Origin of the sequence: Sinomonas gamaensis, from assembly GCF_005876955.1 — a bacterium.
Lineage (GTDB): Bacteria > Actinomycetota > Actinomycetes > Actinomycetales > Micrococcaceae > Sinomonas > Sinomonas gamaensis.
Genome location: NZ_SSCL01000010.1, coordinates 3,587 through 29,663 on the forward strand (window position 1 = coordinate 3,587; position 26,077 = coordinate 29,663).

Genomic DNA, 26,077 nt, shown 5'->3' on the forward strand with positions numbered 1-26,077 from the left:
CCTCGGCCGCGCCCGACCCTCCCCTGTCCCCCCCCCGGTGGGGGGGGCCCCCGCCCCGGGGGGCCCACCCCTCAATGGTGCACTGAATCAGCTCCCTGCGGTCTTCAGGATGCTGTAGTCAACGGTGCTGTCGTACCGGTACGAGAGGTTCGCCAGATCCTTGCTGTATGCCTGGTTGGGCTGCTTGTAGAGGATCGGAAGCTGGCTCGCGTCCTGGTTGATGTAGTCGTTCACCTTCTGCCAGTACGGAGCCGCCTGCTCGCTCGTGCCGGGTCCGGCTGCGATGGCCGACGCCATGAGCGACTTCCACTGATCATTCGGGACGAACGCACCGCTGTTGCTCGGATCGCCCGGAAGGAAGAAGTTGTTCACGAACGAGGGCACCTGCACCTGCACACGGTTGGCCACCAGCAGCGACTGGAACGTCTGCTTGAGGCGACCGGTCGCGAAATCCGCGGGGTTGAGCTGCTGGACGGTGACGTTGAATCCTGCCGCCTTCGCGTAGGAACCGATCATGATGGCCGTGTCGACGATGTCGGGGACCGCGTTGGAAACCGAGAGCGTGACATCCACGTTGGTCTTCCCGGCCTTCGCGAGCAGGTCCTTGGCCTTGTTCACGTCATAGGTGTAGGCAGGCTGCGTCGAGAGGCCGGGAACGCCCATGGTGGGGGTGAACCAGCCGGGGCTGGTCACCGCAAAGCCTTCGTACACCTGGCTGATGATCTTGTCGTACGGGATCGCGTAGTTGAATGCCTGACGGACCAGCTTGTCGTCGAACGGCGCCTTGTTCTGGACGAGCGAGATGTCGTCGAACTCGATGGGGTGCTCGACCGAGGGCTCCTGGACCTTGGGTGAGTCCTTGATCGACTTCAGGTCGCTCGGCGTCAATGCTTCGGCGACGTCCACGTTCCCAGAGGAGACGAGCTGGGCGCGGGTCCCGGAGTCAGGAACCACCTTCATGGTGATGCTGGTGAACTGCGGCTTCCCGACGGGGTAGTTCGGGTTCGCCTTCAGGACAAGCTGCTGGCCCTGGGTGACTGAGTCGACCATGTACGGCCCGTAGCCCCACCCGGTGTTCTGCGTCGCCCACTTCACGGCCCAGGGATCGTCCTTCGTGGCGTGCTTGAGCAGCTCGGTCTTGTCGTAGATGCGCCCGGTCTGGCCCGTGAAGATGGGAAGGAAGACGTTGTCGTTCCCGGCATTGTGGAGATGGAACGCGATCGTGGAGTCGTCGATGACTTGGACCTGGTCCATGGAGTTGAAGTAATTCTTGATCTGGGTGAGCCCCACCCCATGGTCGCTGAGCTTGCGCTCCACCGACCAGCGGACGTCTTCGGCGGTGAAGGGATTGCCGGCCTGCGAGAGCACCCCCTTGCGAAGATGGAAGGTGTAAGTCTGACCGTTGTCGCTGACCGTGTAGGGGTTGTCCTTCTCGGCGAGCGCCCCCTCGAAATGAGTGAAGTCAGTGATGACAACGCCATTCTTGGTTGTCGTCTTGTAGTTCAGCAGACCGATCTGAGTCTGCGACCACATGGTGTAGTTCTCATTCGACGCGGCGAAGGATCCGTCCAAGTCATAGCTCGTCGGCGTTGCCGCCACGGCCACGGTGATCGAGTTCTTGGCGGGGGCATTGCCGCCGGCCGTGGAGCCGTGGCTATTGCAGGCGCTCAAGACGATGGCCGCCGCCGCTCCCACGGCAAGAATCCCCAGCTTTTTCTTGTGACGCGCCGCCTTATTGTCAGGCACCCATTTCTTATCAGGCACCATTTCTCTCCTATCAGGCACGACTATTCCTTTCCGTGCGGAACCGCTTCTTGACGTTGGCCGCCAAGTACGGCCAAACCTGTGGGATCGCCCGGGATGAATAGGCGATGGCGAGGACTGAAAGCGCCACGAAGATGGCGGGGAAGATGGCCGGCCACCAGCGCCCGAGCATGAGCGACGAGAGCGCCGACGAGATCATGTAGCCCCACTCGGGCGTCGGCGCCTTCACGCCGACGCCGATGAAGCCGAGGCTCGCGAGGATGATCACGCAGTTGCCGAAGACGAGGGGCATGTTGCGCATCGCCGGCCCAATGGAATTCGGCACCACGTGGACGAGCGCGGACCGCAGCGGGCTCTCGCCGGCGAGCTTCGCCGCCTCGAGATACGCCTCGCGACGCACTCGAAGCACCTCGGCGCGGGTGAGCTTGATCGTCGCCTGGATCAGGCAGAGCGTAATGGCCACGATGAGCGCGAAATCCGAAGATCCCATGATGCCGACGACGACGATGCCCAGGATGATCGACGGAATCGCGATGAGGTAATCGCTGATCTGGTTCAGCAGACGCCCGATCCACCCCACAACCCCGCGGCTGCTCTCCGAGAGGCCGATGAAGGTCCCGATCAGGATCCCGCCAATCGTGCTGCACAGCGCCACGATCACGCCGAACTGAACGGCGACCCGCGCACCGAAGATGGTGCGCGAGAACACATCCATCCCGACGGCATCCGTGCCGAAGAGATACGCGGCCGACGGCGGGAGCCGCGAGGCCGCGACGGTGGTCACGGGATCATACGGTGCGATGAGCGGCGCGAAGAGGGCGACGACGAGGATCGCCACGAGCGGGAGGAACGCGAGCGTCACGCGCAACCAGCCGAAACGCTTGCGCGCAGGGCGCCTGGGGGGCGCTTGGACGGTCTTGGCGATGAGAGTCTCCGCCATGATCAGCTAGCCTCACTTTCGATGCCCGGCCGACGGCGGGGGTCGAGCCACATGTTCACGAGGTCGACGACGAGCATCGCGATCAGGCAGACGGCGACGACGACGACGAGGAACCCCTGGAGCGCCGTGAAGTCCACGGATTGGACCGAGCGGACGCCGAGCGCGCCGATCCCGCCGAACCCGAAGAGGCTCTCGATCGTGACGGCGCCGCCGATGAGAGAGCCGAAGAACAGCCCGAACACCACTACGACGCTGGACAGCGAGCGCCGGAACACGCTGAAGAAGATCCATTTCCGAGGCACACCGGCCGCCACTTGGAATCGGGTGGTCGGCTGGACTAGCTCGCGGTCGAGCCCTCCGATGTACTGGGTGAGGAGGTTCGGGGTGTAGGTCAGCACCATCGCCGCAACGGGCATGATGTACTGCACGAGCGTCTCGCCGAACAAGTCGACATTCCCGGTCAGCAGCTCGTCGACGAGCGGGAAGCCCGTGATGACGGGCAGGGTCCCGGACGAGACCCTTCCCAACGGTGCCGGCAGCCAGTCGAGGATCACATAGAAGATCACGATGAGGAAGATGGCGACGACGAACACCGGCACCGTGGTGGCGAAGGACGAATAGACCCGGATACTGGCCCGCAGCGCCCGGTTCGCGAACCGAAGGTAGAGGAACCCGAGGACGAGGCAGAGGACGAACGCCCCGATCAGGCCCAGGACGATGAGCTCGATCGTGGAGGGAAGCCGGGAGAACACCTCGTCGATGACGGGGGCGCCGGTCACGAGCGAGTGGCCGAGATCGCCTTGGAAGAGCCCGCCCCAGAACCTCAGCAGCTGATCCCACACGGTTCCATCGAGGCCCATCTGGGTCCGCACTGCGGCGATCGCCTCGGGAGATACGGTCCCGGAGCGGGAGGAGATCGCCACGCTCACGGGGTCGCCCGGAAGCAGCCGGACGAGGAAGAACGCGATCGTGCCGAAGACGAAGATGTCGAGGGGAAGGCGTGCGAGCCGCAGCACCCACCACCTGTTCGCCCGATACCAGCTCATAGCGCGGCCTCCCGCTGTTCAGGACCCGACTCGGGGCTCGATTCAGGGCTTGACGAATCCGCGTACGCCTCGAGCAGCTCCCGCGTATAGGGGTGCTGCGGCTCGTTCACGACGCGGTCCACTGCTCCCCGCTCGACCACTTCGCCGTGCCGCATCACCAGGAGTTCCGAGCTGATGAATGTCACCGCGGGAAGCCCGTGGGCCACGAACATGAGGCCCATCCGATGCCGTGCCACGTGCCGCTTGATGAGGTTGAGGACCGCGCCCTGCACCGAGACGTCGAGCGCGGACACCACTTCGTCGCAGATCAGGAGGCGGGGCTCGACGACGAGCGAACGGGCGAGCGCGAAGCGTTGCCGCTGGCCGCCGGACACCTGATGCGGATACCGGGAGTAGAGCGCCGGGTCGAGCGAGAGGTCCTCGGCGATCGCCTCGAGACGGTCGCGGATCTCGCTGCGGCTCTGGACGCCCCGCAGGATCCGCAGCGGCACCAAAACCGATTCGAAGAACGTCTGGCGCGGGTCGAACGACGTGGTGTCCTGGGCGACGTATTGAACCTGCTGCCGGTAGGCGAGCCGGCTTGCGCGATTCGACAGCCAGTCCTCGACCGATCGGCCCTGATACGAGATCACCCCGCTTGTCGGGTGCTCGAGGCCCACGATCATGCGCGCAAGGGTCGACTTCCCCGAACCGGACTCCCCGATCACTCCAAGCTCGGAATGAGCGTCGAGCCTCAAGTCGACGGGCTGGACGGCGGTGACTTTCCGGTGGCCGCGCCCGAAGTCCTTCCGGACCGCGGAAAGCGTCAGCTCGAAGTCTGTCCCATCCGAGGACGTCATGACGCTGCCCTCTCGATGCTGCGGGCGAGAGTCGGCAGGAACTCCTTGTCGTAGTCCTGAAGGCGCGGAACGCAGTCGAGCAGAGCCCGTGTATAGGGCGAGCGCTCCGCGCTCGTCACGCTGTCGGTGCTGCACAGGTCCTGAACCTCGCCGTTGTAGAGCACGAGCATCCGATCCGTGTACTTGCGAGCCAGATCGATGTCGTGGGTGATGACGATGACGGCCGTTCCGAGCTCGACGGCCAGCGAGAGCACGAGGTCCATGATCCTTCGGCTGACGACGATGTCGAGCGCCGACGTGGGCTCGTCCGCGATGAGCACCGCCGGCTTGCTGCACATGGCGAGAGCGATCATGACGCGCTGCCGCATCCCGCCGGAGAGCTCGTACGGATGGAGCTTGAGGACGCGTTCTGGATTCGGAATGCCGACCTTCTCGATCCATTCGATCGACTCGGCCCGGATCTCCGACCTGCGAACGCCGCGCTTTCCCAGAACCGAGCGGAACTGGTGCGCGATGGTCGCGACGGGGTCGAGCGACGTCATCGCGTCCTGGAAGATCATCGAGACGCCCTCGTGCCGGACAGGAATGACACTCCTGCTCGCGCTCATGTCCACTGGCCGGCCTGCCACCCGGGCCACGCCGTAATCGACTTGGGCCGTTTCATGGGGAAGCAGGCCGGCGATGGCCATCGCCAGAGTTGTCTTGCCCGAACCCGATTCGCCGACGACGGCCAGACGCTCGGAACGCTTCAAGGCGAAGGAAACGTTGGAGACCGCGGGGACGAGCCCGAACTCGGTTCGGTAGGCGACCGCGAAGCGCTCAACCGCGATCGCCTCATCGGCGCGCTCCAGCGGTTTCGCAAGACGACTCACGGGACTGTCCTCTCTGACAGTGTGCGAAGAAACTCTGACTCAGGCAGCCGACTCACTCAGGCAGCGGCTCGAAGGCCGTCTCGCGGATCTTCAGCGCCGTGATGCACGCGACGGCGGAGGTGATGACGAGGTACGCGGCGGGAACCCAGATGCTTCCCGTGACTCCGATGAGGAACGAGATGAGCGCGGGGGCTGCACCGCCGAAGATTGCCGTGCCGATGTTGTAGCCGAAGCCGTACGCGGCGGTCCGGATGCGGGTCGGGAAGAGCTCGGTCATGGCGGTCTGAACGACGCCGAAGGTCCCCGAGAAGATCACGGACATGAGCACGACGCCCAGCAGCGCGAGCATCATCGAACCCTGAGTGAGCAGGTAGTAGCAGGGGAACCCGCCGATGACCATGAGCGCCGAGGAGCCTGCTAGGAGGGGCCTGCGGCCGAAGCGGTCCGAGAGGCGGCCGGCCATGAGCGAGGTGACCGAGCCGACGAGGAGCGCCACACCCGTCACCACGAGGCCTTGGACTGCCGAGAACTTGAGCTGCGACGTCATGAAGCTCGGCATGTAGATGAAGAGGATGAAGTAGCCGGAGCTGTTGAACAGCGGGAGCAGGATCGTCATGAGCATGCCGCGGCGGGCGCTCTTGCTGGCGAAAGCCTCGCGGAGCGGGTTCCGGACCACGAGGCCGTCAGACTCGACCTTCTCGAACTCGGGCGACTCGCCCGCGCTGAAGCGGACCCAGAGCGCCGCGAGGCCCATCGGGAAGGCGACGAGGAACGGGAGGCGCCAGCCCCAGTCGGCCATGGCGGCGTTGCCGAGGGCCGAGGTCAGGGCGGCTGCGAAGAGCGTGCCGAACATCATGGCAATGAACGTCGCGGCGTTCGCGTAGCTGACCACCTGGCCGCGCTTGTTCTGCGGAGCGTTCTCGGAGAGGTACGAGTTGCCGTTTCCGGTCTCCGCACCCATCGAGAAGCCCTGGACGAAGCGGAGGACCACCAGCAGGATGGGCGATGCCACGCCGATCGCGGCGGCGCTCGGGAGGACGCCGATGAGGCCGGTCGCGACGCTCATCGTCGTCACAAGGAAGATGAGGACGGCACGGCGGCCGATCTTGTCGCCCCAGTAGCCGCCCACAGCGGCGCCAAGCGGGCGGATGAAGAACGGGATGCCGAAGGCGACGAGCGCGAGCAGCATGGCGGTCGACGGGTCGCTGCTGGGGAAGAAGACGACGGCGAGCGTGCCCGCCAGAAAACCGTAGATGGCGTTGTCGTACAGCTCGACGAAAATCCCGGACAGGCCGGCGATCACCGATTTGGCGCTGATCGAGCGCGTTTCAATGCGCTCGGAAACCAGCGTTTCCCGTGTTTGGGACATGGAGCACTCCTCAGATGGGGATGGTGGGGCCGTCCGCCCGTTTTGATTCAGGGGGACAGAAATAAGTATTGTGAGGCACTTCACGCTGGATCAAGACCGGTTCGATAGATAGCCGTTTCACATGGGACCCAATGAAATCCTTATGTCGCTTCTCGTAGACTGGCCGATCCGCGTGATTTCTGGGCAGAAGCAGCGAGGGGCGACCCCGCGCAGGCATCGCGGCGTCGCCCCTCGGCGTTATTCGATTTTTATCTTCGAGCCGGAGGGCGGACTATTTCTCCGGGTCCTCAGAAATGTTGATCAGCACTTTCGACGAGCGTGATGAATCCGCTGCGCACGCAAATGCCTCCTTCGCCTCGTCGATCCCGAACACCTGGGTGATCACTGCCTCCGCGCGGGGGTCAGCGGCCAGCAGGGCCACCGCGGCGTCGAGCTCGACGTCGAAGCGCTGCGATCCGAAGAGGGTGACCTCCTTGGCGATGAGCCCCGCCATGGGAATGGGAAGGGGTCCCGCCGGGAGCATGCCGAGCTGGAGGACCGAACCTCCCGGTCGCACGGCGTCGAGGGCGGCCACGAGCGACGGCACCACTCCCGCGGCCTCGACAACAACGTCGAAACTGCCCGGCTCGAGCCGCTCCCCCGCACCCAAGCGGACAACGTCGTCGGCCCCCACCTCGCGCGCGACCTCGAGGGGAAGCCCCTGGAGGTCCGCGGCCACGACGCGACCCGCGCCGGCAGCCCGGAGTGCGATGATCGCGAGGCAGCCGATGGGCCCGGCACCGCTCACGAGGACGTTCGCGCCCCGGACCCGCTCACCGAGTCGGCCGATGCCGTGCAGGGCGACGGCGAGCGGCTCGGAGAGGGCGGCGCGCCGAAGGGGCAGGCTGTCCGGCAACTCGCGGAGCTGCTCAGGGGTGACCTCGAGGAACTCCACAAAGCCGCCCTGGGTGTGGGGATCGGTCGAGGCGCTGCCCAGGTAGCTGCCACCGGGAGTGAGGTTGAAGCCCGCCCCGTGCACGCCGCCCGGGAGAGGCGTGGGACGGGCGGGATGGATCGCCACCTTCGCTCCAACACCGAGGCTCGTTTCCGCCGCGGGGCCGATGTCGTGCACCACGCCAACCACTTCGTGCCCGAGGGTCAGCGGCGTCTTGATGACGTAGGCTCCGTTGCGCCCCTCCTTCGCATAGTGGAGGTCCGAGCCGCAGATCCCGCCGTAGACCACGCGCACGAGGACGCGGTCCGGCGAGACGACGACGGGTTCGACGGGCTCGACCCGAAGATCCCCTTCCCCGTGGGCGATAACAGCTTTCATGATTCAGCTTCTTTCTCTCGAGGCCAGATTCTCAGCGCGACAGGTAGCCGCCGTCGACGGGCAGCACCACACCATGGACGTAACGCGCGGCCCCCGAGGCGAGGAACAGCGCCGCCCCGGCGATGTCTTCGGGCCGCCCCCACCGACCGGCGGGGATGCGCTCACGGATCTGGCGCTCCCGCGTCTCGTTGGCGAGGAGGGCGACGTTCATTTCGGTGTCGATGAAACCCGGGGCAATCGCATTGACGTTGACGCCGCGGGGGGCCCATTCGTTCGCAATCGACTTGGTGAGCTGGCCCACCGCACCCTTGGATGCTGCGTAGGCCGAGGCCGTGAAGCCCCCGAAGAAGCACAGCATCGACGCCATGTTGATCACGGTTCCCTCGCCCCGATCGAGCATGGGCCGGCCGAAGATCTGGATGAGCTCCATGACGGTGCGGAGATTGATCTGCAGCACCTGATCCCAGTCATTTCCGGGGAATTCCTCGAACTTATGCCGGATATTGATTCCCGCATTGTTCACGAGGATATCCACCTGATCGCTTTCCAGAATTGCCTGCGCCGCGTCGGCCAATTCGCCGGGGTTGGCCAGATTTGCCGTGACGTCGCGATAGCGCTCGTGGGCGATGCCCGCCGGCCGCCGCTGGATGCCGATCACCTCAGCGCCGTTCTGCAGGTAGAGTTCGGCGATGGCGCGGCCGATCCCCGAGCTGGTTCCGGTGACGACGGCGGTCTGCCCCGTGAGATCTGCGTTGAAGTCAGGCAATGTGGGACCCTCCGTTGACGTCGTAGGTCACGCCGGTCAGATAGCCCGATTCCTCACGCAGGAGGAATTCGATGACGTTCGCGACGTCGTCGACCGTGCCGATCCTGCCCACCGGCAATTCCTGGAGCAGGAAGGCCTTGCGCTCGTCGCTCAGCCGACCCCCCATGATGTCCGTATCGATCGAACCCGGCGCCACCGAATTCGCCGTGATCCCGTATTGCCCGAGTTCGCGGGCGAGCGTGCGCGCCATTCCGAGCAGCGCGGCCTTCGACGACGAATAGGCCGCCCGCCCGTACACCCCGCCGCCTCGCTCGGCAGACGCGGAAGAGATATTCACGATGCGGCCGATCTTGTGCTCGGCCATGATCTTCACCGCCGCCTGGGTGATGTAGAACGTGCCATTGAGGTTCACATCGATCACGCGGCGCCATTCCTCGTCCGTCACTTCGAGGAAGGGGGTCGGCGAGCTGATCCCAGCGTTGTTGACGAGGCCCACGATCTGCGGAAGCGATTGCGCGATCTGCGCGACTGCGGCGTCGACCGAGGCCCGATCGCTGATGTCCGCGCCGACGCCAAGAGCCGCACCGCCGTGCTGCTCCTGGATCTCGAGGGCCACCTTCTCGCTCGCCTCGCGATCGAGGTCGACGACGGCGACAGCCCAGCCCTGCTGCGCGAGCCGGTGCGCCGTGGCCCGCCCGATGCCTCGGGGCGAAGCTGCGCCGGTGACAATGGCGGTGCGCTCCGTGGGGAACGGTGCGGCGGGGTATGCGGGCAGAACCATTTACTTCTCCGTTTCTGACGTTTCACGAGTTGTGCGTGCAGGCAGAATGCTGCGCAGGTAGTCGGCGTTCGAGGCCCCGACGCTCAGGCCGTCACCCCCATAGTGCTCCACGACAAATGCCCCGTTGAATCCCTGGGCAATCGCGGCCTGGGTCATCTCCCGGTAGTTGATGATGCCGAGCTCGAGCGACGTCGGGTGGGTGAGCACCAGGTCCCGCGAGGGATCCTCGAGCCGCGCATAGTTCTTGATGTGCCAGTAGTTGGCATGCGGGAGCGTGAGCGCGAACGTCTCCTGCCAGCTCTCGATGGGCCGCTGCTGCCGGACAAGGTTGCCCACGTCCGGGTTGAGGCCGACGGCGGGGTGACCGATGTCCTCGAGAAACCTCACCCCGTCCTTCCCGCTACCGAGGTACGTATCCTCGTACAGCTCGAGGGAGAGCTCGATGCCCACTCCCGAGGCATGCTCGGCGAGCTCGCGATAGCGGCGCACGGCAAGCTCATACGTCTCCGGGTCGGTGGGGCGCTGTGCGCCGGGCACGGTCCAGAACCACGTCACCTGCTTCTGCGCATCGAGCAGCTCGTCGTGCAGGCCGACGCAGACGATCGGGACGCCCAAGGCCGCGGCGGCATCGACGGTCCGGTGCGCGAGGGCCAGATTGTCCTCGCCTCGCTCGGGGTGGATGACGCTGCGGCGTACGACCGAGATACCGGGAACCTCGAGCCCCGCATCCTCGAGGACCGCGCGCAGCTCGGCGACGCGCGGATCTGGGAGATCGCCGATGCTGATCCACGACGTCGGGATTTCGACGGCGGAGAAGCCCGCCTCGACGACGGGCTCGAGCTGCTGCCGCCAAACCGCGGAGGGCAATTCGGCGACGGGGACGCCGTCGTGCGTGCCCGGGAACTGGAGCATCGCAGCCGCGATGGACCAGTCGGCGCCGGGGAGCGTTCTAGCCAATGCGGAGGCCCCCGTTGATGTTGTAGGTCGCGCCGGTGATGTAGCCGGCCTCCTCGCCGATGAGGAATTCGATGAGCGCCGCGACTTCTCCCGGCGTGCCGATTCGGCCAACGGGGAGCTGGGCCAGGAACTTCGGCTTGCGGTCCTCAGTGATGGGTCCGCCCATGATGTCGGTGTCGATCGTGGCCGGCGCGATGACGTTGACCGTCACGCCCTGCGGGGCGATCTCGAGCGCGAGCGCGCGCGAGAAGGCTTCGATGGCGCCCTTCGAGGCCGCATAGGCCGACTTGCTGAACGTCCCTCCGCCGTTCTGCATGGCCGTCGATCCGAGGCTCACGACTCGGCCGTAGCCGCGCTCCATCATGTCGGGCACCACGCGCCGCGTGATGACGAACGTTCCCGTGGCGTTGATGCGCATGACCCGCTCCCAGGTGGCGAGGTCGAGGTCGAGGAACGCGACCGGCGAGCTCACGCCCGCACTGTTCACGAGGGCCTGGATCGGCGGGAGCTCCTGCTCGAACCGGCTGATCGCCTCATCGACTGCGGTCTCGTCCGAGATGTCAGCCCCTACACCGAGTGCGCGCACCCCGAAGGCCGCCTCGATCTCGCCCGCGAGGGCCTTGACCGCGCTCTCGTCGATGTCGAGGAGCCCGAGGTTCCACCCCGACTTCGCGAGCCGACGGGCGACTTCCGCCCCAATTCCGCGCGCCGAACCGGCGCCCGTGATCACTGCTGTGCCTGCCATGATTCTCCTTGCCGTTTGATAATCTATATAATTCTTGATCTTGGGAAGCCTTCGGACTGGGAAGGTCGGCTCAATCTGCCTGCGTCAGCGAAAGGCTGAGGACCCGTGAGAGGTGATCGCGCATAGCCCGTTCCGCGGCGTCCGGATCACCGGTGGCAATGGCTTCGGCGATCGCGGAATGTTCGGCCAGGACGTCCTCGGCGTCCGGGATGCCATTGAGGAATGACTGCCGCATGCGCTGGGCCTGGGCGTCCAGCGTGGCGGCCAGCCGGAACAGGAAGTGGTTTCCGCAGCCGTGCAGGATGCCGTCGTGGAACGAGTGGTCGAGCTTGAGGAATTCGCGGAGCGCGTCCTTCTGCTGCTCGCCATCCTTCCCCTCGAGCCGGGACGCCGCCTCGCGCTGGCCCTCAAGGACGTCGCGGAGGTGGCTCGGGACGGAGGGGTCGCCGAGTTCCGCGGCGCGCCGCACGGCAGCGACCTCGAGGACGAGCCGGGCGTCCATCATGGCCACCTTCTCGTCGGCGGAAAGGTGCGGCGCTGCCGTATAGCCCTTGTTCGCCACGTACTTCACGAGACCTGTGGACTCGAGCTGCACGAGCGCCTCGCGGACCGGAGTGGGCGAGACCTCCAGAAGCTGGGCGAGGGCCTCGACCCGAAGCGGAGCGCCCTCCTCGACCTGCCCCTCGACGAGCATCTCGAGGATCGACTCGTAGACGCTTTCGCGCAGTCCGGCTCTGCGGATGGCGCGCGCGCTGCTCTGGACGGTCCGTTGGTTCATGAGATCTATCATCCGACATGCGCCGTGCCGGCACCCTGTGGCTCTCGGTGCCCGGCCCAGGCTTCAGGGTTCACGGCGTTCCGCGGCACGACGCCCTGGCTTGCGTCGATGATCGACTCCATCACGCTGCCCGAAACGGCGTCCGTGAAGCTATCCGTCCAGCACAGCGAATGGGGCGCGAGGATCACGTTGTCCATGGCGACGAGCGGGCTCTTCACGTCAAGCGGCTCCCGCTCGAACACGTCGAGCCCAGCGCCGGCAAGGCGTCCGTCCGACAGGCGGCGAATGAGCGCCTCCTCGTCCACGACGCTGCCGCGGGCGAGGTTGATGAGTCGGGACGTGGGCTTCATGAGCGAGAGCTCGCGTTCGCCGATGAGGCGGCGGGTCCCGGCATTCGCCGCGACCGTGATGATGAGGTAATCGCTCTGCGCGAGGACGGAGTCGAGCGCCAGGACCTCGACGCCGAGGGCGTCGGCCTCGCGACGGCGGTCGGAGCGGTTGTAGGCGACGGTCCGGATCCCCAGCGCGCGGACGAGTCGAGCCGTTTCAAGGCCGATGCCGCCGAGTCCCACGATCCCGACGGTGGCGCCGTCGAGCCCCGACCCGCGCCAGGCGGCGCGTTCGTCCCATCGCCCCTCGCGGACCAGACGATCCTTGATGACGAGGTTGTGGGCGAGCGCGAACAGCAGCGCGATCGCGGAATCGGCGACCGGGCGACGGACCGCGTCGGGGCAATTGGTCAACAGGACGCCGCGCCGTGTGCACGCCTCGACGTCCACCGCGTCGAAGCCTGCTCCGAACCGAGCGATGTGCCGGAGCCGGCCGCCGGCGGGCAGCGATTCCTCGGTGACGCGTTCCGCGCCCAGGACGAGCGCGGCGTCGAAGCCCTCGAGCTGGTCGGCAGCGAGGTGGCCCATCTTCTGGGGCAGGACCTTCCATTCAAGTCCGGCCTGCGTCAGCCGAGAGAGGCCGATATCCCCGAAGATGGTGCTGCCGTCCTCCTCCGCGTAGCCCTTGGTGACTGCGACTCGATAGGTCATGGGGTCTCCGTCCTTCAGCTGCCCCTTCATCGGGGAAATCTATATTCTATAGAATTTGAGGGACCGAGGACTTGTCAACCCCCGGTCATTCGCCCTCGTCGGTCCCCGTCCAAGGCCCGTCTGGGCCCAGCAGCATCTCCCGCAGGGTCTGCACCACCGCATCGGCTGCCGCTGACATCGGCTCGTGATCCGGCGTCGCGAGGGCGAATCCTGCCGTGAGCTCGGGATCGGTGATCCTGCGCAGGCTGAACTCGTTGCCGTGGAACCGGGCCTCTGCCGCCGGCCGAGGGAGGACGGTCACGCCGAGCCCCAGCGCGACCGCGTCACGGAGAGGCCGACTGTGCTCCATCTCGATCAAGACCTTGAGCTCGAGACCCGCCCGGCTCAGCGTCTGCTCCATCAGGTTCCTCAGCGTATGGGTGCGCGTGGGAAGAATGAATTCGAAATCCGCGAGCGCGGAAATTGGGACTTCCTCCTCGCCCGCTCCCGGCACTTCGAGATCGGCCGGAGTGACAAGGACGAGGGGGTCAGTAGAAATGCGATCGAATTTCACGCCCCGAATCGGCCCGGGATCATACACGAGCGCAGCATCAATCTGCCCCATGCGAATCGCCTGGCTGTGAATCACCGTGAGCGTCTCGACGATTCGCAGGACGATGCGCGGATAACGCGAGCGGATGGTCTGGAGAATCGGGATCGTGAGCGACGAGGCCAGGCTGTAGGGCGCCAGGCCGATCGTGACCGTCCCCGAGGGGCTCGAGAGTTCGGAGTTGATCTCGTGGTGTGCCTCGGTCTCGAGCCGGAGAATGCTCTGGGCATAGCGATACAGGGAACGGCCTGCGGCAGTCGGAACAATTCCCCGCCGACTGCGCACGAGCAGCTGCTGCTTGAATTCCGATTCCAAAGCCGAGACATGCTGGCTCAGTGCAGGCTGGGCGAGATGCAGCAATTCAGCGGCCCTCGTTATCGTCCCGCTGTCGACGATGGTCACAAAGTACCGCAGACGCCGCGTTTCCATCAAGATCTCCGATGTTTCGGTCTGTGCCATAAGGCAGCCATATATGTCTATGCGAAACGCATATTAGCGCACGGCAACCGCCGCCCGTACGGTTTTTCCATCAGCACCCCCGCTACCAACCCACCAGGCACAGGAGGCTCGATGACGACCACAGTGGACCTGATCGCCGATCTCGGCGAGAGCTTCGGCGCCTACACGATGGGCGACGACGACGCCCTCCTCGACATTGTCAGCTCGGCGAACGTCGCGTGCGGCTTCCACGCCGGCGACCCCCGCGTCATGGACCGCACCGTGGCCGAATGCGTCCGGCGCGGAGTCAGCATCGGCGCGCACCCGAGCTTCCCCGACCTCGTGGGCTTCGGCCGCAGGGCGATGGATCTCACCGCGGACGAGGTGCGCACCGACGTGATGTACCAGCTCGGCGCCCTCTCGGCCTTCGCCGCCGCACACGGCACGTCCGTCACGCACCTCTGCCCCCACGGCAGGCTTGGAAATCTCGTGATCACCCGCGAGGACTACGCCGAGGCCATGGTCCAAGCCGTCGCCCTGGTGGACCCCTCGATCATCGTCCTCACCCAGGCGGGGGCCGTCGTCGACGCCGCCTCCCGCCGCAGCATCAGGATCGGGCTCGTCGGGGTGATCGACCGCAACTACGAGGACGACGGAACGCTCACCCCACGACGGGAGCCCAACGCCGTCATCCATGACACCGATGAGATCGCGGAGCGCACCGTCCGGATGGTCCGCGACGGGGTCGTCATCAGCCGCAACGGCAAGGAACTGGCCGTGACCACGGACTCCGTGCTGCTGCACGGAGACGGTCCGGACGCCGTCGCCGTCGCGCGCCGCGTCAAGCAGGCCCTGGTCGACGCCCGCGTCACCATCGCCCCCCTCGCCGGGGCGAACGCTCTCACAGCCCATTGATCACCGGCACTTGCCGCAACTTCTGCAAGAGACCAGCATGAGAACCCGATTAGCACCGTGCGGCGAGGCTGCCTTCCGCGTCCTCATCGAAGACGCCGGTCCGCAAGATCAGTGGGAGGCGGTGCATCGGATCGCGGAATGGATCGGCGCACGCCCGGTCCCCGGCGTCTATGGCGTGGTGCCGACGTACGACTCCCTCCTCGTGGAGTTCGATCCATCCCGCCAGACGTTCCAGATGCTCTCGGCCGTATTCGATGTCGTCCTCGACGACATCCTCCACGACGCCCTCAACCATCCGAACGCGCCGGAGCGCACAGCGCGTCGCTTCACGCTTCCCGTGGTCTACGGCGGCGAGCACGGGCCCGACCTCGGTTGGGTCGCCGACTACCTCGACATCACCGAGGCCGAGGTGATCGCCCTGCACACGGCCGAGGAATACGTAGTGCGCTGTCTCGGCGGCCCAGCCGCCTCCTGCATGATCGACGGCCCAGCCTTCCCGAAGCCGATCCCGAGGCTGCCCGATCCGCGCCTCCGGGTGCCGCCGAACGCGATCTCGGTGGCCGGATCCCAGGGCGTCGTCGGCCCCGTCGCGGCCCCGAGCGGCTGGCGCCTCATCGGCCTCTCCCCCGTGGACGTGATGGACCGCGAGAGCGCCACCCTCGTCCCGTACCGCCCCGGCGACACGATCCGCTTCAGGTCGATCGCGCCCGGCGAGTGGGACGGCCTCGTCGGGGTCAAGCTCAGTGAGCTGGTGGCATGATGCTGATCCTCACAGCGGGTCTGACCGTCGTCACCGACCTCGGCCGATTCCAGGGCCCGCCGCTCGGGTTCTCGGTGAACGGCGCGCTCGACCAGTACTCAGCCCGCGTGGCCAACATCCTCGTGGGCAATCACGACGGCGCCCCGCTCCTCGAGATCACCGCGAGCCGGTTCTCCTTCGCCGCCGAGAACGACCTGCTCATCGCGGTCACCGGCTCCGTCGGAACCATTCGGATCGACGGGTACACGGTCGCGGACCACGCGCCCGTCTCCGTCGAGACCGGGCAGATCGTCACGATCAGCCCCGGCGCCGTCGGGCTGAGGAGCTACCTCGCCGTCCACGGTTCCTTCACCGTCCCGATGCTGCTGGGCAGCTGCGCCCCGGACAGCATGATCGGCTTCGGCCTGCGCCTCGAGAAGGGCCAGCGCCTCGCGTGCAATCTCAGCCAGGCTCCGCTGCGGAACCCCTCGCTGGACCTCCCCCTCCTCCGGCTCGGGCCGATCGCCGCCCCGATCGAGGAGGAGCCGCACATCGAGGTGACCGACGGCCCCGACATCGCGGAGTTCGGCCAGACCGCGTCGCGGCTCTTCGAGAGCCCGTACCTTGTGAGCCCTCGCAGCAACCACGTGGGGCTTCGCCTCGCCGGGCACCTCCCCGAGCGCGTCTCGAAGGGCGAGGTCCTCTCGCGCGGCGTCCCCGTCGGCGCGATCGAGGTCCCCTCGACCCAGGAGCTGCTCGTCCTCCACCGGGGTCGCGGCGTCACCGCCGGCTACCCCGTGCTCGCGGTCCTCACCCTCCCCGCGTTGGACGCCATGGCCCAGGCACGGCCCGGTCAGCGCGTTCGCTTCCGCCCCACGACCCTCGAGCAGGCTTCGCTCCGTCAGCTCGACCAGCACCTGCATCTCACGCGGCTCCGCGAACGGTGCTGGGAGGCTCTCGCCGCGCACGGGGTGGGGGAATTCGACGTCGGACACCCCGTTCAACCGCCCCAAGAACCCGAGCTTCCCACTTCACAACCACAACCAGCAGAAAGCAGGCTCCCGTGATCCACGTCCGCACCCGCTTCGACCGTCCGTCGGCCGACGTCGTCGAACGCCTCGGCGCGTTCTCCTCCGCCACCATCCACGAGGCCCAGGGACGCAAGGGCGCACTGTCCCACCGCATCAAGCCTCTCCACCCCAGCATGTCCTTCTGCGGCCCCGCCTTCACCGTCAAGGCTCAGCCGGGCGACAACATCATGGTCCAGGTGGCCATCTCCTACGCGCAGCCAGGCGATGTGGTGATCGTCGAGGCCGGAGAGCTCGAGCAGTCCGGTTCGTTCGGCGAGGTCCTCGCCACCGCGTGCCAGTCGAAGGGCCTCGCCGCCTTCGTCACGGACTCCGGGGTCCGCGACAGCGCCGAGATCATCAAGCTCGGCTTCCCCGTCTTCTCGGGCTCGGTCTGCATTGAGGGCACGGTCAAGGAGACGCTCGGCCCGGTGAACTACCCGATCGCCGTCGGCGGCCAGACCGTGAACCCCGGTGACATCCTCAAGGGCGACGCCGACGGGATCGTCGTCGTGCGTCCCGAGGAAGCAGAGGACATCATCCGCATCTGCAAGGAGCGCGAGGACCACGAGGCCGAGATCATGGCCCAGCACCGCGCGGGGGGAAAGACCGTCATCGAACTCCACGGCCTGACCGAGAAGCTCAAGGCCAAGGGACTCCTGGTCGAGGCCTGATTCGAGCACTGGAAAAGGAAGAATTCCCGATGGCAACGACCATGACCCTCAACCCAGTCCAGCGTCGCGTCCAGCGCGTCGCCGAGCAGATGGACGCGGCCGGCGCCGACGTGCTCCTGGCCACGAGCCCGAGCGCCATCGCCTACCTCGCCGACCTCAACATCCGCTCGTTCACAGCCCCCGGAACGGTTCTCGTCCTCGGGCCGGGCGGGAACACTACGCTCCTCGCCTCCGAGGCCGACCAGCCCAAGATCGCGGCAAGCGGCTACCGGGGGCTCACCGATTTCTGGTCCCTCGGCCAGGACGCCGAGGAGCGCCGCGAATCGGTGCTCCGCATGCATCTCTCCGGCCTCCCCTCCTCGGCTCGTGTCGCCGCAGAACGCGGCGCGCTGCGGGAAGGCGCGATCGCTGCCGAGCCGATCCTTGACGCGGCCATGCGCATCAAGGACGACGACGAAATCCGTCGCCTCCGTGCCGCGGCCGACTTGGCCGACATCGGGTACACCGCGGTCGTCGACAGGATGACCCCCGAACTGCGGGTCTACGAGATCGTCCGCAACGTTGACCGTTCGCTCCGGCGGGCGGGCGGCGGCGAGTTCTGGTCCCCCCTCGAGGATGCTGCCGGAGTCACCCGGGCCGGCTATTACCCGGCGGGGAGCATCGCGACCCTCCTTGGGAGGCACGAGGAGACCGGCGTCCTGGATCCGAGCCAGCCGCTCCCGTTCGCGCTGTACCCGCTGAGCGAGAACTACACGGGCGCCGCCGGCACGACGATCGTCTTCGAGACGCCCGGCCCGCTCCTCCGGAGCCTCGCCGACGCCCTGTCCGATGCGACGGAGACCGCCCTCGCCGCAATCCGTCCGGGGATCCGCGCCGACGAGGTGTTCGCCATCCACCGGCAGGCCCTTCAGGGAACTGTCTCGCCGGACCGCCTCGATCCGATCATCGGCTACTCGCTGGGGACCGGCTTGGGCCGCCCGCTGCTCTCCGCGACCTCCGAAGAGGTCCTCGAACCGGGGATGGCCCTCTCGGTCCGCACCGCGATCACCCGCGAGCAGGGTCCGGGCATCGCGTTCCAGACGACCGTCCTCGTCACGGAGACAGGGAACGAGCGGCTGAACATCGTTCCGCTCCGCCTGATCGAACTGCACTAAATCGCGCTGCACGAAATGGCGCAGCACTAGTTAGGGAATGCACATGACTCCAGCACTTTCCACTGCGACCCCCACGGTCACCCTGACCGCAGGGGCGAAGATGCCCCTCATCGGTTTCGGGACCCACCCGCTCCGCGGGCAGGAGGCCACCGACGCAATCCTCCAGGCCCTCGACCTCGGCTACCGCAGCGTGGACACGGCCACCCGGTACCAGAACCAGGACGCCGTCGGCGCGGCCCTTCGCCAGACGAGCATCCCCCGCGAGGAACTGTTCATCACCACCAAGCTCCCGCCGGACGCCGTCGGCTTCGAGCGGAAGACCCTCGAGCAGAGCCTCGAAGCCCTCGGGACCGACTACGTGGACCTGTGGCTCATGCACTGGCCTCCGGGCGGCAGCCCGGGCGCAGGCTCCTGGAAGGAATTCATCCGTGCCCGCGAGGAAGGGCTCGTGCGCGCGATCGGCGTGAGCAACTACCAGCTCCGGCTCCTGGACGCCCTCAAGCGCGAGACCGGGGAGTACCCCGAGGTGGCGCAGCTCCAGTGGAGCCCCGTCTACTACAGCGAGCGCTACCTCACGGCGTGCCGCGAGCGCGGGATCGTGGTGGGCGCCCACAGCCCGCTGCGCAGCGCCCGGCTGGAGGATCCGGTGCTGACCGAGATCGCGCGGGCCCACGACGCGACGCCCACCCAGGTCATCATCCGGTGGGACGTGCAGCACGGCGTTGCGGTCGTCCCCAAGTCGGCGCACCGCGAGCGCATGCTGAGCAACCTCGACGTCATGCGGTTCACCCTCACCGAGGACGAGATGAAGGCCATCGATGGGCTCAGCGAACTCGAGTGACCCGGCCGGCGGACAGACCGTAGCCCTCATCGGCCTCGGCCCGATGGGCGCCCCGATCGCCCGGCACATCGCAGAGCACGGGTATGCACTCCAGGTGTGGAACAGGACCGCCGAGAAGGCCGAGGCCTTCCGAGGCCTCGCGAAAGTCGCGGCGAACCCCGCCGACCTCGCCGCCGCCGTCGTGATCTCAGCGCTCCCGGACGTGGACCAGCTCAGCGAGCTGACGCCGTCGTCCGTTCTCGAGCAGTGGGCCCGCAGCGGCACGCGCTACCTCCTCGTGCTGAGCACCACCTCGCCGGACAAGGTGCACTCGCTCGCGGCGCGCGCCCTGCGGCACGGCATCCGCGTAGTCGACGCTCCCATGAGCGGCGGCGACGCGGGGGCCCAGGCCGGCACGTTGAGCCTCATGGTCGGCGCCGAGCCAGAGGATTTCGCGGAACTCCGACCGCTCCTGGAGACCTTCGCGACGACAGTCCAGAACATGGGGACCACCGGCGCGGGCGCGGCGGCGAAGCTCTGCAACCAGATTGTCGTCGCGGGCACGCTCGTGGCGTTGGCCGAGTCACTCGACCTCGCCCGGCGGGCCGGCCTCTCGCAGGAGCAGCTCGTGGGCGTCCTCAAGGGAGGACTCGCCGCGAGCGCCGTCCTCGACCTCAAGGCCGAGAAGCTCCTGAACCGGGAGTACGGCCTCGGCGGAAGCGCGGTCAACCAGCTCAAGGACCTGCGGTACGCCGTCGGCCTGGGAAACCGGCTCGGAGCGGAGCTGCCGGTCACCCGCGAGACGACTTCGCTGTTCGAAACCGCCGTGCGCATGGGCCTCGGCGAGAAAGACCATTCCGTGGTGCAGGAACTTCTGCGTGCTGCGCCGCGGGCCTGACAGGAGACTCTGAATGACCACCGACCTCAACCTCGCCTTCCGCCCCTCCGAGCCGGTCCTGCGCATCGAGAGCACGTCAAGGCGGGTCCAGCAGCCGCAGTCGACGGCGGACCTCGTCTCACTCGCGATGGGCGAGCCGAATTTCGACACCCCAGCCCCGATCCGCGAGGCCGCCGAGCGCGCCATGGCCGAGGGGCGGACGCATTATTCGCCGCTCGTCGGCGAGCCCGCCCTCCGGGAGGCCCTCGCCGAGAAGCTCTCGGCGCAAGCAGGCGAGGAGCTGCTGGCCGCGGACGTCCTCGTCACGCAGGGCGGCACGGCCGGACTCGCGGCGGTGATCCTCGCCGTCGTCAATCCCGGCGACAGGGTAATCATCCCCGACCCCACCTACTCGCTGTATTCAGATCTCATCAGCATGGCCGGCGGCGAGTGCGTTCCGGTCCCGCTGCGCGAGGACCTCCACTGGGACCTCGCCACGCTCGAGGAGGCGCTCACGGGCGCGAAGCTGTTCGTGTTCTGCAACCCGTCGAACCCGACCGGCATCGTGCACACGCGCGCCGAATTGGAGGCCCTCGGCGAGATGCTCGCCGGAACCGACACGCTCGTGCTCTCCGACGAGGCGTACAGCGACCTCGTCTACACGCCCGAGCCGTTCACGTCGGCCCTTTCGGTCCCGACCCTTCGCGGTCGCACCGTCTACTGCCAGACATTCTCGAAGAGCTACGCGATGACGGGCTGGCGAGTGGGCTACGTGTGGGGCCCGCACGACGTGGTCGCCGCCGCGACTCGCCTCCATGCGACGTTCAACGGTTCGGTGAGCGGCGTCAACCAGTACGCTGCGCTGGCCGCGCTCAAGGAGGGCGACGCCGAGGTGCGGCGAATGCTCGAGGCGTACCGCCGTCGTCGTGCGCTCATGCGGGAGGGCCTCGCCTCCATTAGAGGCCTCACCGCAAGTTCGCCCGACGGCGCGTTCTACCTGTTCCCCCGCTACGACTTCGACATTGAGGCAGTCGAGCTCGTGGGCCGCCTGCGCGAGGGCGGGGTCGCCGTCCGGCCCGGCAGTGAGTTCGGCGCGCACGGCGAGCACCACCTGCGGCTCTCCTACGCCGCGAGCGAGCAGGAGATCGCCGAGGGCATCAAGCGCCTGGCCGCGGGTCTCGCGCATCTCTAGACCAGCGCCCCTCGGCCCCGCCCGCCGCCCCCTTCCGCGCAACCCAAGAACCTCAAGGAGAAGTCCATGCCCACAGCGCACGCCTACGCCCTGCCCTCCGCAGCCGGTCAGCTCGTTCCCACGACGATCCAACGTCGGGAACCCGGCCCACACGAGGTGTTCATCGCCATCAAGTTCGCCGGGATCTGCCATTCGGACATCCACATCGCCCGCGGCGAGTGGGGCAACAGCCCCGCGTACCCGATCGTCGTCGGCCACGAGATCGCGGGTGTCGTCGAGGCGGTGGGCTCGGAGGTGACGAAGCACGCCGTCGGCGACCGGGTCGGCGTCGGCTGCTTCGTCGATTCCTGCCGCGAGTGCGAGGCCTGCCGCGACGGCGAGGAGCAGTTCTGCAAGGGGAACATCCCCACCTACAACTCGACCGGCCGCGACGGGAAGCCCACAGCCGGCGGCTACAGCACCCACATCACGGTCGATGAGAACTACGTGGTGCGGATCCCCGGCGCGCTCGAGCTCGACGTCGCCGCGCCGCTCCTCTGCGCGGGCATCACGCTGTACTCGCCGCTCGCGATGTGGGGCGCCGGGCCGGGCAAGCAGGTGGCGATCATCGGCATGGGCGGCCTCGGGCACATGGGGGTCAAGATTGCCCACGCTCTCGGCGCCGAGGTCTCGGTGATCAGCCAGTCGCTCAAAAAGCAGGACGACGCGTTCCGACTCGGCGCGGACCACTATTACGCTAGCTCCGACGCCAGCGCCTTCGAGGACCTCAAGGGCCGCTTCGACCTCATCATCAACACAGTCTCCGCTGACCTGGATCTCGACGCCTATCTGGGGCTGCTCGCGCTCGACGGCACCTTCGTGATCGCCGGGCTGCCCGAGAAGCCGATGACGTTCCACCCGCTGTCCCTCCACAGGGTGCGACGGCGTCTCGTGGGGACGAAGAACGGCGGGATCCGGCAGACCCAAGAGATGCTCGACTTCTGCGCGGAGCACGGGCTCGGCGCAGAAGTCGAGGTCATCCCGGGGGAGAAGATCAACGAGGCGTGGGAGCGCGTCGTCGCGAGCGACGTGCGCTACCGGTTCGTGATCGACGCGTCCACTCTGTGACTAGCGCTGGCCACCGAAGCGCAGCAGCACCTTCCCCGACGTCGCCGAATCCTTGGCGATGCCGAACGCCTCGAGGGCCTGGTCCACGTCGAACACGTGGGTGACCACGGCGGACGGGTCGATCTCGCCCGCACTCAAAGCGGCGATGACGTCGTCGATCTCGCTGTTGAAGCGGAACGAGCCGACGAGTTCGAGCTCCCGCGCGATCGCCGTGGAGACCAGCACCGGCTGGTCTCCCGGCGGCAGGAGCCCGAGCATCACCACGCGGCCGCCGCGCGTCGCCGCCTTGATCGCCGTGCGCAGGCCGGGAACGCTCCCGGAGGATTCGATGACGACGTCGGCATCCAGGCTCTCGAGTTCGCTCGCCTCCGGGGCGAGCACCGTGCGCTTCGCCCCGAGCTCCTTGGCCCGCTCGAGCGGCGCGTCGAAGAGATCCGTCACGACGATCTCGCCCGCGCCGTGGTGGGCGAGGACGGCGACGACGAGCGCGCCGATCGGACCGGCGCCGACGACGAGGACGCGCTTTCCGGCCACGTCACCCGCCTGCTTGATCGCGTGCCACGCGACGCTCAGCGGCTCGATGAGCGCGGCGGCACGGGCATCCAGGCTGTCGGGGATGGGGCGCAGCATGCGCGAGGGAAGCGCCACGACGTCAGCGAAGGCTCCGTTGCGATGCGGATGGGTCGCCGCACTGCCGAGATAGGTTCCGCCGGGCGAGAGGTTGGGTCGGTCCTCGGGGAATCTCGGGCCGTTGCCCGGGCCCGGGGTGGCAGGATGAACCGCCACGCGCACCCCCTCTGCGGGCCCACTGCCGTCCCCGGCGGACTGGACGACCCTTCCGATGACCTCGTGGCCCAGCACGAGCGGGTCCTTGAGGATCGACTCCCCCGCCGCGCCGTGCAGCCAATAATGGAGATCCGAGCCGCAGATCCCTCCGAATTCGATCGCGACGAGGGCTTCGTCGCTTTCCGGGATGGGTTCCGCGAGGACGTCCACTCGGAGATCATCGCGTCCATGGGCGACGACGGCGCGAACGCCGGCTTCTGTCTGCATTCTCTTGTTTTCCTTTATCGAGTTCGTCTGGAGAAAAATTCTCAGGCAATTCGACGGGCGGGCGGGGCGATCTGCGCCGCGACCGTCTGAATGGCCTTGCCGTACCGCGCGAGGTCCTCGTCGCCGGCACGGGTGGCGATAAGGGAAACGCCCACCGCGAACCTGGGCGATCCACCCGCCTCGGGCACGGAGGCTGCGATCCCGGTGACCGCCGGATGCACGCCGCCGAAGTCGATGGCGTACCCGCGCTCGCGCACCGTGGCGAGCTGCTCGATGAGTTCCTCGACATTCCGCACGCTCCGAGGCGTCCGCGCCTCGAAGCCCGTGGTGCCGGAGAAACGCTGGCGGATTTCCCCTTCGCTCAATGGCGCCAGCAGGGCATTGCCGACGGCGGTGAGCGCCGCCGGGAACCGGTCGCCGATGCGCGCGGACAGCTGGAGCGGGGCCCGTCCTTCGTGGCGGGCCACATAGAGGACGTCCGCGCCGTCCAGAATGGCGACCTGCACCAATTCGCGAGCCAGGAGCGGGGACTCGGCGCAGGCTCGGTAGAACTCACGGATCTGGTCGAACGACGCTAGGTAGGCTCCTCCGAACTCAACGAGCCGCCGGCCCAGCTGATAGCCGCCGTCCCTTCGCTGGATCAGCCCGCCCGCCTCGAGCGCACCGCACACATTGCGTGTGGACGAGCGCGCGGCTCCGATGCCCTTCGCAAGATCCGTGAGGGACACGGGGCCAGCGGGATTCGCGGCGAGGAACTCGAGCAGTTCGATCGCACGGGTCACCGCCGGGGCAGGGCTGCGATCAATCAGGTCAGCGTGTTCCTGCATCTCCTCAACTCCTTTGTCGCAGAATGCAATTATCCGATGGACAATTCTGGGGTTGGCAACAATGATAAGCCTGAACTGCTGATTCACCGTCATAAGTGGTGCTTATCCGCCCACGCAATCTACGTCTTATCCAAATGCGCTTCGCCTATATAAGGTCGAAAGAAGTCCACGACTTCCCCGCAACTCACTTGGAGGAGACATGTCCGAGTATCAGCCGGCTTCGCGGGTCACCCGCATCCGGGAGTCCGCAAGCGTCCTCGCGGCGGCTCGGGTCCGCGAGCTCAAGGCAGAGGGACGGTCGATCATCGACCTCACGGTCGGCGAGCCGGACTTCGACACCCCAGACCACGTCAAGCGGGCCGCCATTGCCGCCATCGAGGCCAGCGAGACCAAGTACACCGCCGTGACGGGCACCCCTCAGCTTCGTGCGGCGATCCTCGGCCACGTCGAGCGCCGGACCGGGCTGACCTACTCCGCCTCCGAGATCACGATCGCCGGTGGCGCGAAGCAGGTCATCTTCACCGCCCTCATGGCCTCGCTCAACGAAGGCGACGAGGTCATCGTCCCGGCCCCGTATTGGGTCTCCTATCCGGACATGGTGCTGGCCAACGACGGCACGCCCGTGATCGTCCCCTGCGGTGACGAGGTGGGCTTCAAGCTCACGCCGGAGGCTCTGGCAGCCGCGATCACACCCGCCACGAAGTGGCTCATCCTCAACGCGCCCTCGAACCCGACCGGCGTCGTGTACTCGCGCGCCGAACTCGAGGCCCTCGCGGCGGTCCTCGAAGAGAATCCGCAGGTCCTCGTCCTGACCGACGAGATCTACGACGAGATCTACTTCGGTGAGGGACAGATTACGAGCCTCGTCGCCGCCGCGCCGCAGCTCCGCGACCGTATTCTCGTGGTCAACGGTGTCTCGAAGGCGTACGCGATGACCGGCTGGCGGCTGGGCTACGCCGTCGGGCCCGCCCCGCTCATCGCCTCGATCAACAAGCTCCAGTCGCAGATCTCCTCCTGCCCGTCCTCGATCAGCCAGGCCGCTGCCGCTGCCGCCCTCACGGGGGACCAGTCCTTCGTTGCCGAATGCGTGGAGGCGTACCGCGAGCGGCGCGATGCCGCCGTCGTAGGCCTCAACGCCGTCGAAGGCCTCTCCTGCGAGACGCCGCAGGGCGCGTTCTACGCCTACGTGAAGTGCGAGGGCGCAATCGGGAAGACCACGCCGGCGGGCGCAAGGATCGAGAACGACCAGGATTTCGTTCTCTACCTCCTCGACGCCGCATCGGTCGCGGTGATTCCGGGCTCCGCCTACGGCCTCGGACCATATTTCCGCATTTCCTTCGCGACGTCCCTCGAAACCATCAAGGCCGGGGTGGAGGCCATCGACAAGGCCGTCCGCGCCCTGGGCTAATTCGATTC

General features: G+C 67.1%; 26 protein-coding genes. 10 read left to right on the forward strand and 16 right to left on the reverse strand.

Going from position 1 to position 26,077, the window contains the following annotated elements:
- Nucleotides 1–87 precede the first annotated feature (87 nt).
- The 14 genes from E5679_RS13575 to E5679_RS13640 form a co-directional block, all read right to left on the reverse strand.
- Entirely contained in the window at nt 88–1,746 is a 1,659-nt protein-coding gene (locus E5679_RS13575) for an ABC transporter substrate-binding protein (protein WP_171042385.1), read from the reverse strand.
- Between the two features lie 31 nt (nt 1,747–1,777).
- Nucleotides 1,778–2,704, reverse strand: coding sequence for an ABC transporter permease (locus E5679_RS13580; RefSeq protein WP_138416752.1), 927 nt, complete (start codon nt 2,702–2,704; stop codon nt 1,778–1,780).
- A gap of 2 nt (nt 2,705–2,706) precedes the next feature.
- Nucleotides 2,707–3,750, reverse strand: a complete 1,044-nt coding sequence (locus tag E5679_RS13585; protein WP_138416754.1) for an ABC transporter permease — start codon at nt 3,748–3,750, stop codon at nt 2,707–2,709.
- Nucleotides 3,747–4,589, reverse strand: coding sequence for an ABC transporter ATP-binding protein (locus E5679_RS13590; RefSeq protein ID WP_138416757.1), 843 nt, complete (start codon nt 4,587–4,589; stop codon nt 3,747–3,749). The genes E5679_RS13585 and E5679_RS13590 overlap by 4 nt, the downstream gene beginning before the upstream one ends.
- Entirely contained in the window at nt 4,586–5,461 is an 876-nt protein-coding gene (locus tag E5679_RS13595) for an ABC transporter ATP-binding protein (protein ID WP_138416759.1), read from the reverse strand. The genes E5679_RS13590 and E5679_RS13595 overlap by 4 nt, the downstream gene beginning before the upstream one ends.
- A 52-nt stretch (nt 5,462–5,513) precedes the next feature.
- A complete protein-coding gene (locus E5679_RS13600; protein ID WP_138416760.1) occupies nt 5,514–6,830 on the reverse strand; it encodes an MFS transporter in 1,317 nt (438 codons plus the stop codon).
- A 271-nt stretch (nt 6,831–7,101) separates the two neighbouring features.
- Nucleotides 7,102–8,142, reverse strand: a complete 1,041-nt coding sequence (locus E5679_RS13605) for a zinc-binding dehydrogenase (RefSeq protein ID WP_138416762.1) — start codon at nt 8,140–8,142, stop codon at nt 7,102–7,104.
- Nucleotides 8,143–8,173: 31 nt separating this feature from the next.
- Complete coding sequence (locus E5679_RS13610; protein WP_138416764.1) at nt 8,174–8,908, reverse strand: SDR family NAD(P)-dependent oxidoreductase; 735 nt, start codon at nt 8,906–8,908, stop codon at nt 8,174–8,176.
- Complete coding sequence (locus tag E5679_RS13615) at nt 8,901–9,689, reverse strand: SDR family NAD(P)-dependent oxidoreductase (RefSeq protein ID WP_138416766.1); 789 nt, start codon at nt 9,687–9,689, stop codon at nt 8,901–8,903. The genes E5679_RS13610 and E5679_RS13615 overlap by 8 nt, the downstream gene beginning before the upstream one ends.
- The gene (locus E5679_RS13620) at nt 9,690–10,646 is read right to left on the reverse strand and encodes a sugar phosphate isomerase/epimerase family protein (protein ID WP_249336132.1); all 957 of its coding nucleotides are present in this window, start codon (nt 10,644–10,646) and stop codon (nt 9,690–9,692) included.
- Complete coding sequence (locus E5679_RS13625; RefSeq protein ID WP_138416768.1) at nt 10,639–11,391, reverse strand: SDR family NAD(P)-dependent oxidoreductase; 753 nt, start codon at nt 11,389–11,391, stop codon at nt 10,639–10,641. Before E5679_RS13625 ends, E5679_RS13620 begins: the two co-directional genes overlap by 8 nt.
- A gap of 70 nt (nt 11,392–11,461) precedes the next feature.
- Complete coding sequence (locus E5679_RS13630; protein WP_171042386.1) at nt 11,462–12,169, reverse strand: GntR family transcriptional regulator; 708 nt, start codon at nt 12,167–12,169, stop codon at nt 11,462–11,464.
- An 8-nt stretch (nt 12,170–12,177) separates the two neighbouring features.
- Nucleotides 12,178–13,239, reverse strand: coding sequence for a 2-hydroxyacid dehydrogenase (locus tag E5679_RS13635; protein WP_138416772.1), 1,062 nt, complete (start codon nt 13,237–13,239; stop codon nt 12,178–12,180).
- Between the two features lie 55 nt (nt 13,240–13,294).
- Nucleotides 13,295–14,227 carry a LysR substrate-binding domain-containing protein gene (locus tag E5679_RS13640; protein ID WP_171042387.1) on the reverse strand — a complete coding sequence of 311 codons (933 nt, stop codon included), beginning with the start codon at nt 14,225–14,227 and terminating at the stop codon, nt 13,295–13,297.
- A gap of 141 nt (nt 14,228–14,368) precedes the next feature.
- Between E5679_RS13640 and E5679_RS13645 the strand changes: the two genes are divergently transcribed.
- From E5679_RS13645 to E5679_RS13685, 9 genes are all read left to right on the forward strand, one after another.
- Nucleotides 14,369–15,151 (forward strand): LamB/YcsF family protein, encoded by a 783-nt coding sequence (locus tag E5679_RS13645; protein WP_138416776.1) that lies wholly within the window; start codon nt 14,369–14,371, stop codon nt 15,149–15,151.
- Between the two features lie 37 nt (nt 15,152–15,188).
- Nucleotides 15,189–15,911, forward strand: a complete 723-nt coding sequence (locus E5679_RS13650; RefSeq protein WP_138416778.1) for a 5-oxoprolinase subunit B family protein — start codon at nt 15,189–15,191, stop codon at nt 15,909–15,911.
- On the forward strand, nt 15,908–16,957 hold the full coding sequence (locus E5679_RS13655) for a 5-oxoprolinase subunit C family protein (RefSeq protein WP_138416780.1): 1,050 nt from the start codon (nt 15,908–15,910) through the stop codon (nt 16,955–16,957). Before E5679_RS13650 ends, E5679_RS13655 begins: the two co-directional genes overlap by 4 nt.
- Nucleotides 16,954–17,631 carry a 4-carboxy-4-hydroxy-2-oxoadipate aldolase/oxaloacetate decarboxylase gene (locus E5679_RS13660; RefSeq protein ID WP_138416782.1) on the forward strand — a complete coding sequence of 226 codons (678 nt, stop codon included), beginning with the start codon at nt 16,954–16,956 and terminating at the stop codon, nt 17,629–17,631. Before E5679_RS13655 ends, E5679_RS13660 begins: the two co-directional genes overlap by 4 nt.
- Before the next feature lie 29 nt (nt 17,632–17,660).
- Nucleotides 17,661–18,785, forward strand: coding sequence for a M24 family metallopeptidase (locus E5679_RS13665; protein ID WP_138416784.1), 1,125 nt, complete (start codon nt 17,661–17,663; stop codon nt 18,783–18,785).
- Between the two features lie 43 nt (nt 18,786–18,828).
- Entirely contained in the window at nt 18,829–19,626 is a 798-nt protein-coding gene (locus tag E5679_RS13670; RefSeq protein ID WP_138416786.1) for an aldo/keto reductase, read from the forward strand.
- Nucleotides 19,604–20,503 carry an NAD(P)-dependent oxidoreductase gene (locus tag E5679_RS13675; RefSeq protein WP_138416787.1) on the forward strand — a complete coding sequence of 300 codons (900 nt, stop codon included), beginning with the start codon at nt 19,604–19,606 and terminating at the stop codon, nt 20,501–20,503. The genes E5679_RS13670 and E5679_RS13675 overlap by 23 nt, the downstream gene beginning before the upstream one ends.
- 13 nt (nt 20,504–20,516) lie before the next feature.
- The gene (locus E5679_RS13680) at nt 20,517–21,674 is read left to right on the forward strand and encodes a pyridoxal phosphate-dependent aminotransferase (protein ID WP_138416789.1); all 1,158 of its coding nucleotides are present in this window, start codon (nt 20,517–20,519) and stop codon (nt 21,672–21,674) included.
- A 66-nt stretch (nt 21,675–21,740) separates the two neighbouring features.
- On the forward strand, nt 21,741–22,781 hold the full coding sequence (locus E5679_RS13685) for an NAD(P)-dependent alcohol dehydrogenase (protein WP_138416791.1): 1,041 nt from the start codon (nt 21,741–21,743) through the stop codon (nt 22,779–22,781).
- Here the strand turns inward: E5679_RS13685 and E5679_RS13690 are convergent, their stop codons facing one another.
- Nucleotides 22,782–23,834, reverse strand: a complete 1,053-nt coding sequence (locus E5679_RS13690; RefSeq protein ID WP_138416793.1) for an L-idonate 5-dehydrogenase — start codon at nt 23,832–23,834, stop codon at nt 22,782–22,784.
- A gap of 41 nt (nt 23,835–23,875) precedes the next feature.
- Complete coding sequence (locus tag E5679_RS13695; RefSeq protein WP_171042388.1) at nt 23,876–24,661, reverse strand: IclR family transcriptional regulator; 786 nt, start codon at nt 24,659–24,661, stop codon at nt 23,876–23,878.
- A 199-nt stretch (nt 24,662–24,860) separates the two neighbouring features.
- On the opposite strand from E5679_RS13695, the gene E5679_RS13700 reads away from it, so the two are divergent.
- Nucleotides 24,861–26,069 (forward strand): aspartate transaminase, encoded by a 1,209-nt coding sequence (locus E5679_RS13700; protein ID WP_138416797.1) that lies wholly within the window; start codon nt 24,861–24,863, stop codon nt 26,067–26,069.
- Nucleotides 26,070–26,077 lie beyond the last annotated feature (8 nt).

What these genes read in the sequence shown, in the direction of transcription:
- E5679_RS13590 (WP_138416757.1), bottom strand. Translation starts at nt 4,589, where the DNA reads ATGACGTCCTCGGATGGGACAGACTTCGAGCTGACGCTTTCCGCGGTC.
- E5679_RS13695 (WP_171042388.1), bottom strand. Translation starts at nt 24,661, where the DNA reads ATGCAGGAACACGCTGACCTGATTGATCGCAGCCCTGCCCCGGCGGTG.
- E5679_RS13680 (WP_138416789.1), top strand. Translation starts at nt 20,517, where the DNA reads ATGACCACCGACCTCAACCTCGCCTTCCGCCCCTCCGAGCCGGTCCTG.
- E5679_RS13690 (WP_138416793.1), bottom strand. Translation starts at nt 23,834, where the DNA reads ATGCAGACAGAAGCCGGCGTTCGCGCCGTCGTCGCCCATGGACGCGAT.
- E5679_RS13675 (WP_138416787.1), top strand. Translation starts at nt 19,604, where the DNA reads ATGGGCTCAGCGAACTCGAGTGACCCGGCCGGCGGACAGACCGTAGCC.
- E5679_RS13670 (WP_138416786.1), top strand. Translation starts at nt 18,829, where the DNA reads ATGACTCCAGCACTTTCCACTGCGACCCCCACGGTCACCCTGACCGCA.
- E5679_RS13685 (WP_138416791.1), top strand. Translation starts at nt 21,741, where the DNA reads ATGCCCACAGCGCACGCCTACGCCCTGCCCTCCGCAGCCGGTCAGCTC.
- E5679_RS13650 (WP_138416778.1), top strand. Translation starts at nt 15,189, where the DNA reads ATGAGAACCCGATTAGCACCGTGCGGCGAGGCTGCCTTCCGCGTCCTC.
- E5679_RS13630 (WP_171042386.1), bottom strand. Translation starts at nt 12,169, where the DNA reads ATGAACCAACGGACCGTCCAGAGCAGCGCGCGCGCCATCCGCAGAGCC.
- E5679_RS13640 (WP_171042387.1), bottom strand. Translation starts at nt 14,227, where the DNA reads ATGGAAACGCGGCGTCTGCGGTACTTTGTGACCATCGTCGACAGCGGG.
- E5679_RS13655 (WP_138416780.1), top strand. Translation starts at nt 15,908, where the DNA reads ATGATGCTGATCCTCACAGCGGGTCTGACCGTCGTCACCGACCTCGGC.
- E5679_RS13580 (WP_138416752.1), bottom strand. Translation starts at nt 2,704, where the DNA reads ATGGCGGAGACTCTCATCGCCAAGACCGTCCAAGCGCCCCCCAGGCGC.
- E5679_RS13645 (WP_138416776.1), top strand. Translation starts at nt 14,369, where the DNA reads ATGACGACCACAGTGGACCTGATCGCCGATCTCGGCGAGAGCTTCGGC.
- E5679_RS13615 (WP_138416766.1), bottom strand. Translation starts at nt 9,689, where the DNA reads ATGGTTCTGCCCGCATACCCCGCCGCACCGTTCCCCACGGAGCGCACC.
- E5679_RS13665 (WP_138416784.1), top strand. Translation starts at nt 17,661, where the DNA reads ATGGCAACGACCATGACCCTCAACCCAGTCCAGCGTCGCGTCCAGCGC.
- E5679_RS13600 (WP_138416760.1), bottom strand. Translation starts at nt 6,830, where the DNA reads ATGTCCCAAACACGGGAAACGCTGGTTTCCGAGCGCATTGAAACGCGC.
- E5679_RS13605 (WP_138416762.1), bottom strand. Translation starts at nt 8,142, where the DNA reads ATGAAAGCTGTTATCGCCCACGGGGAAGGGGATCTTCGGGTCGAGCCC.
- E5679_RS13585 (WP_138416754.1), bottom strand. Translation starts at nt 3,750, where the DNA reads ATGAGCTGGTATCGGGCGAACAGGTGGTGGGTGCTGCGGCTCGCACGC.
- E5679_RS13700 (WP_138416797.1), top strand. Translation starts at nt 24,861, where the DNA reads ATGTCCGAGTATCAGCCGGCTTCGCGGGTCACCCGCATCCGGGAGTCC.
- E5679_RS13635 (WP_138416772.1), bottom strand. Translation starts at nt 13,239, where the DNA reads ATGAAGGGGCAGCTGAAGGACGGAGACCCCATGACCTATCGAGTCGCA.
- E5679_RS13625 (WP_138416768.1), bottom strand. Translation starts at nt 11,391, where the DNA reads ATGGCAGGCACAGCAGTGATCACGGGCGCCGGTTCGGCGCGCGGAATT.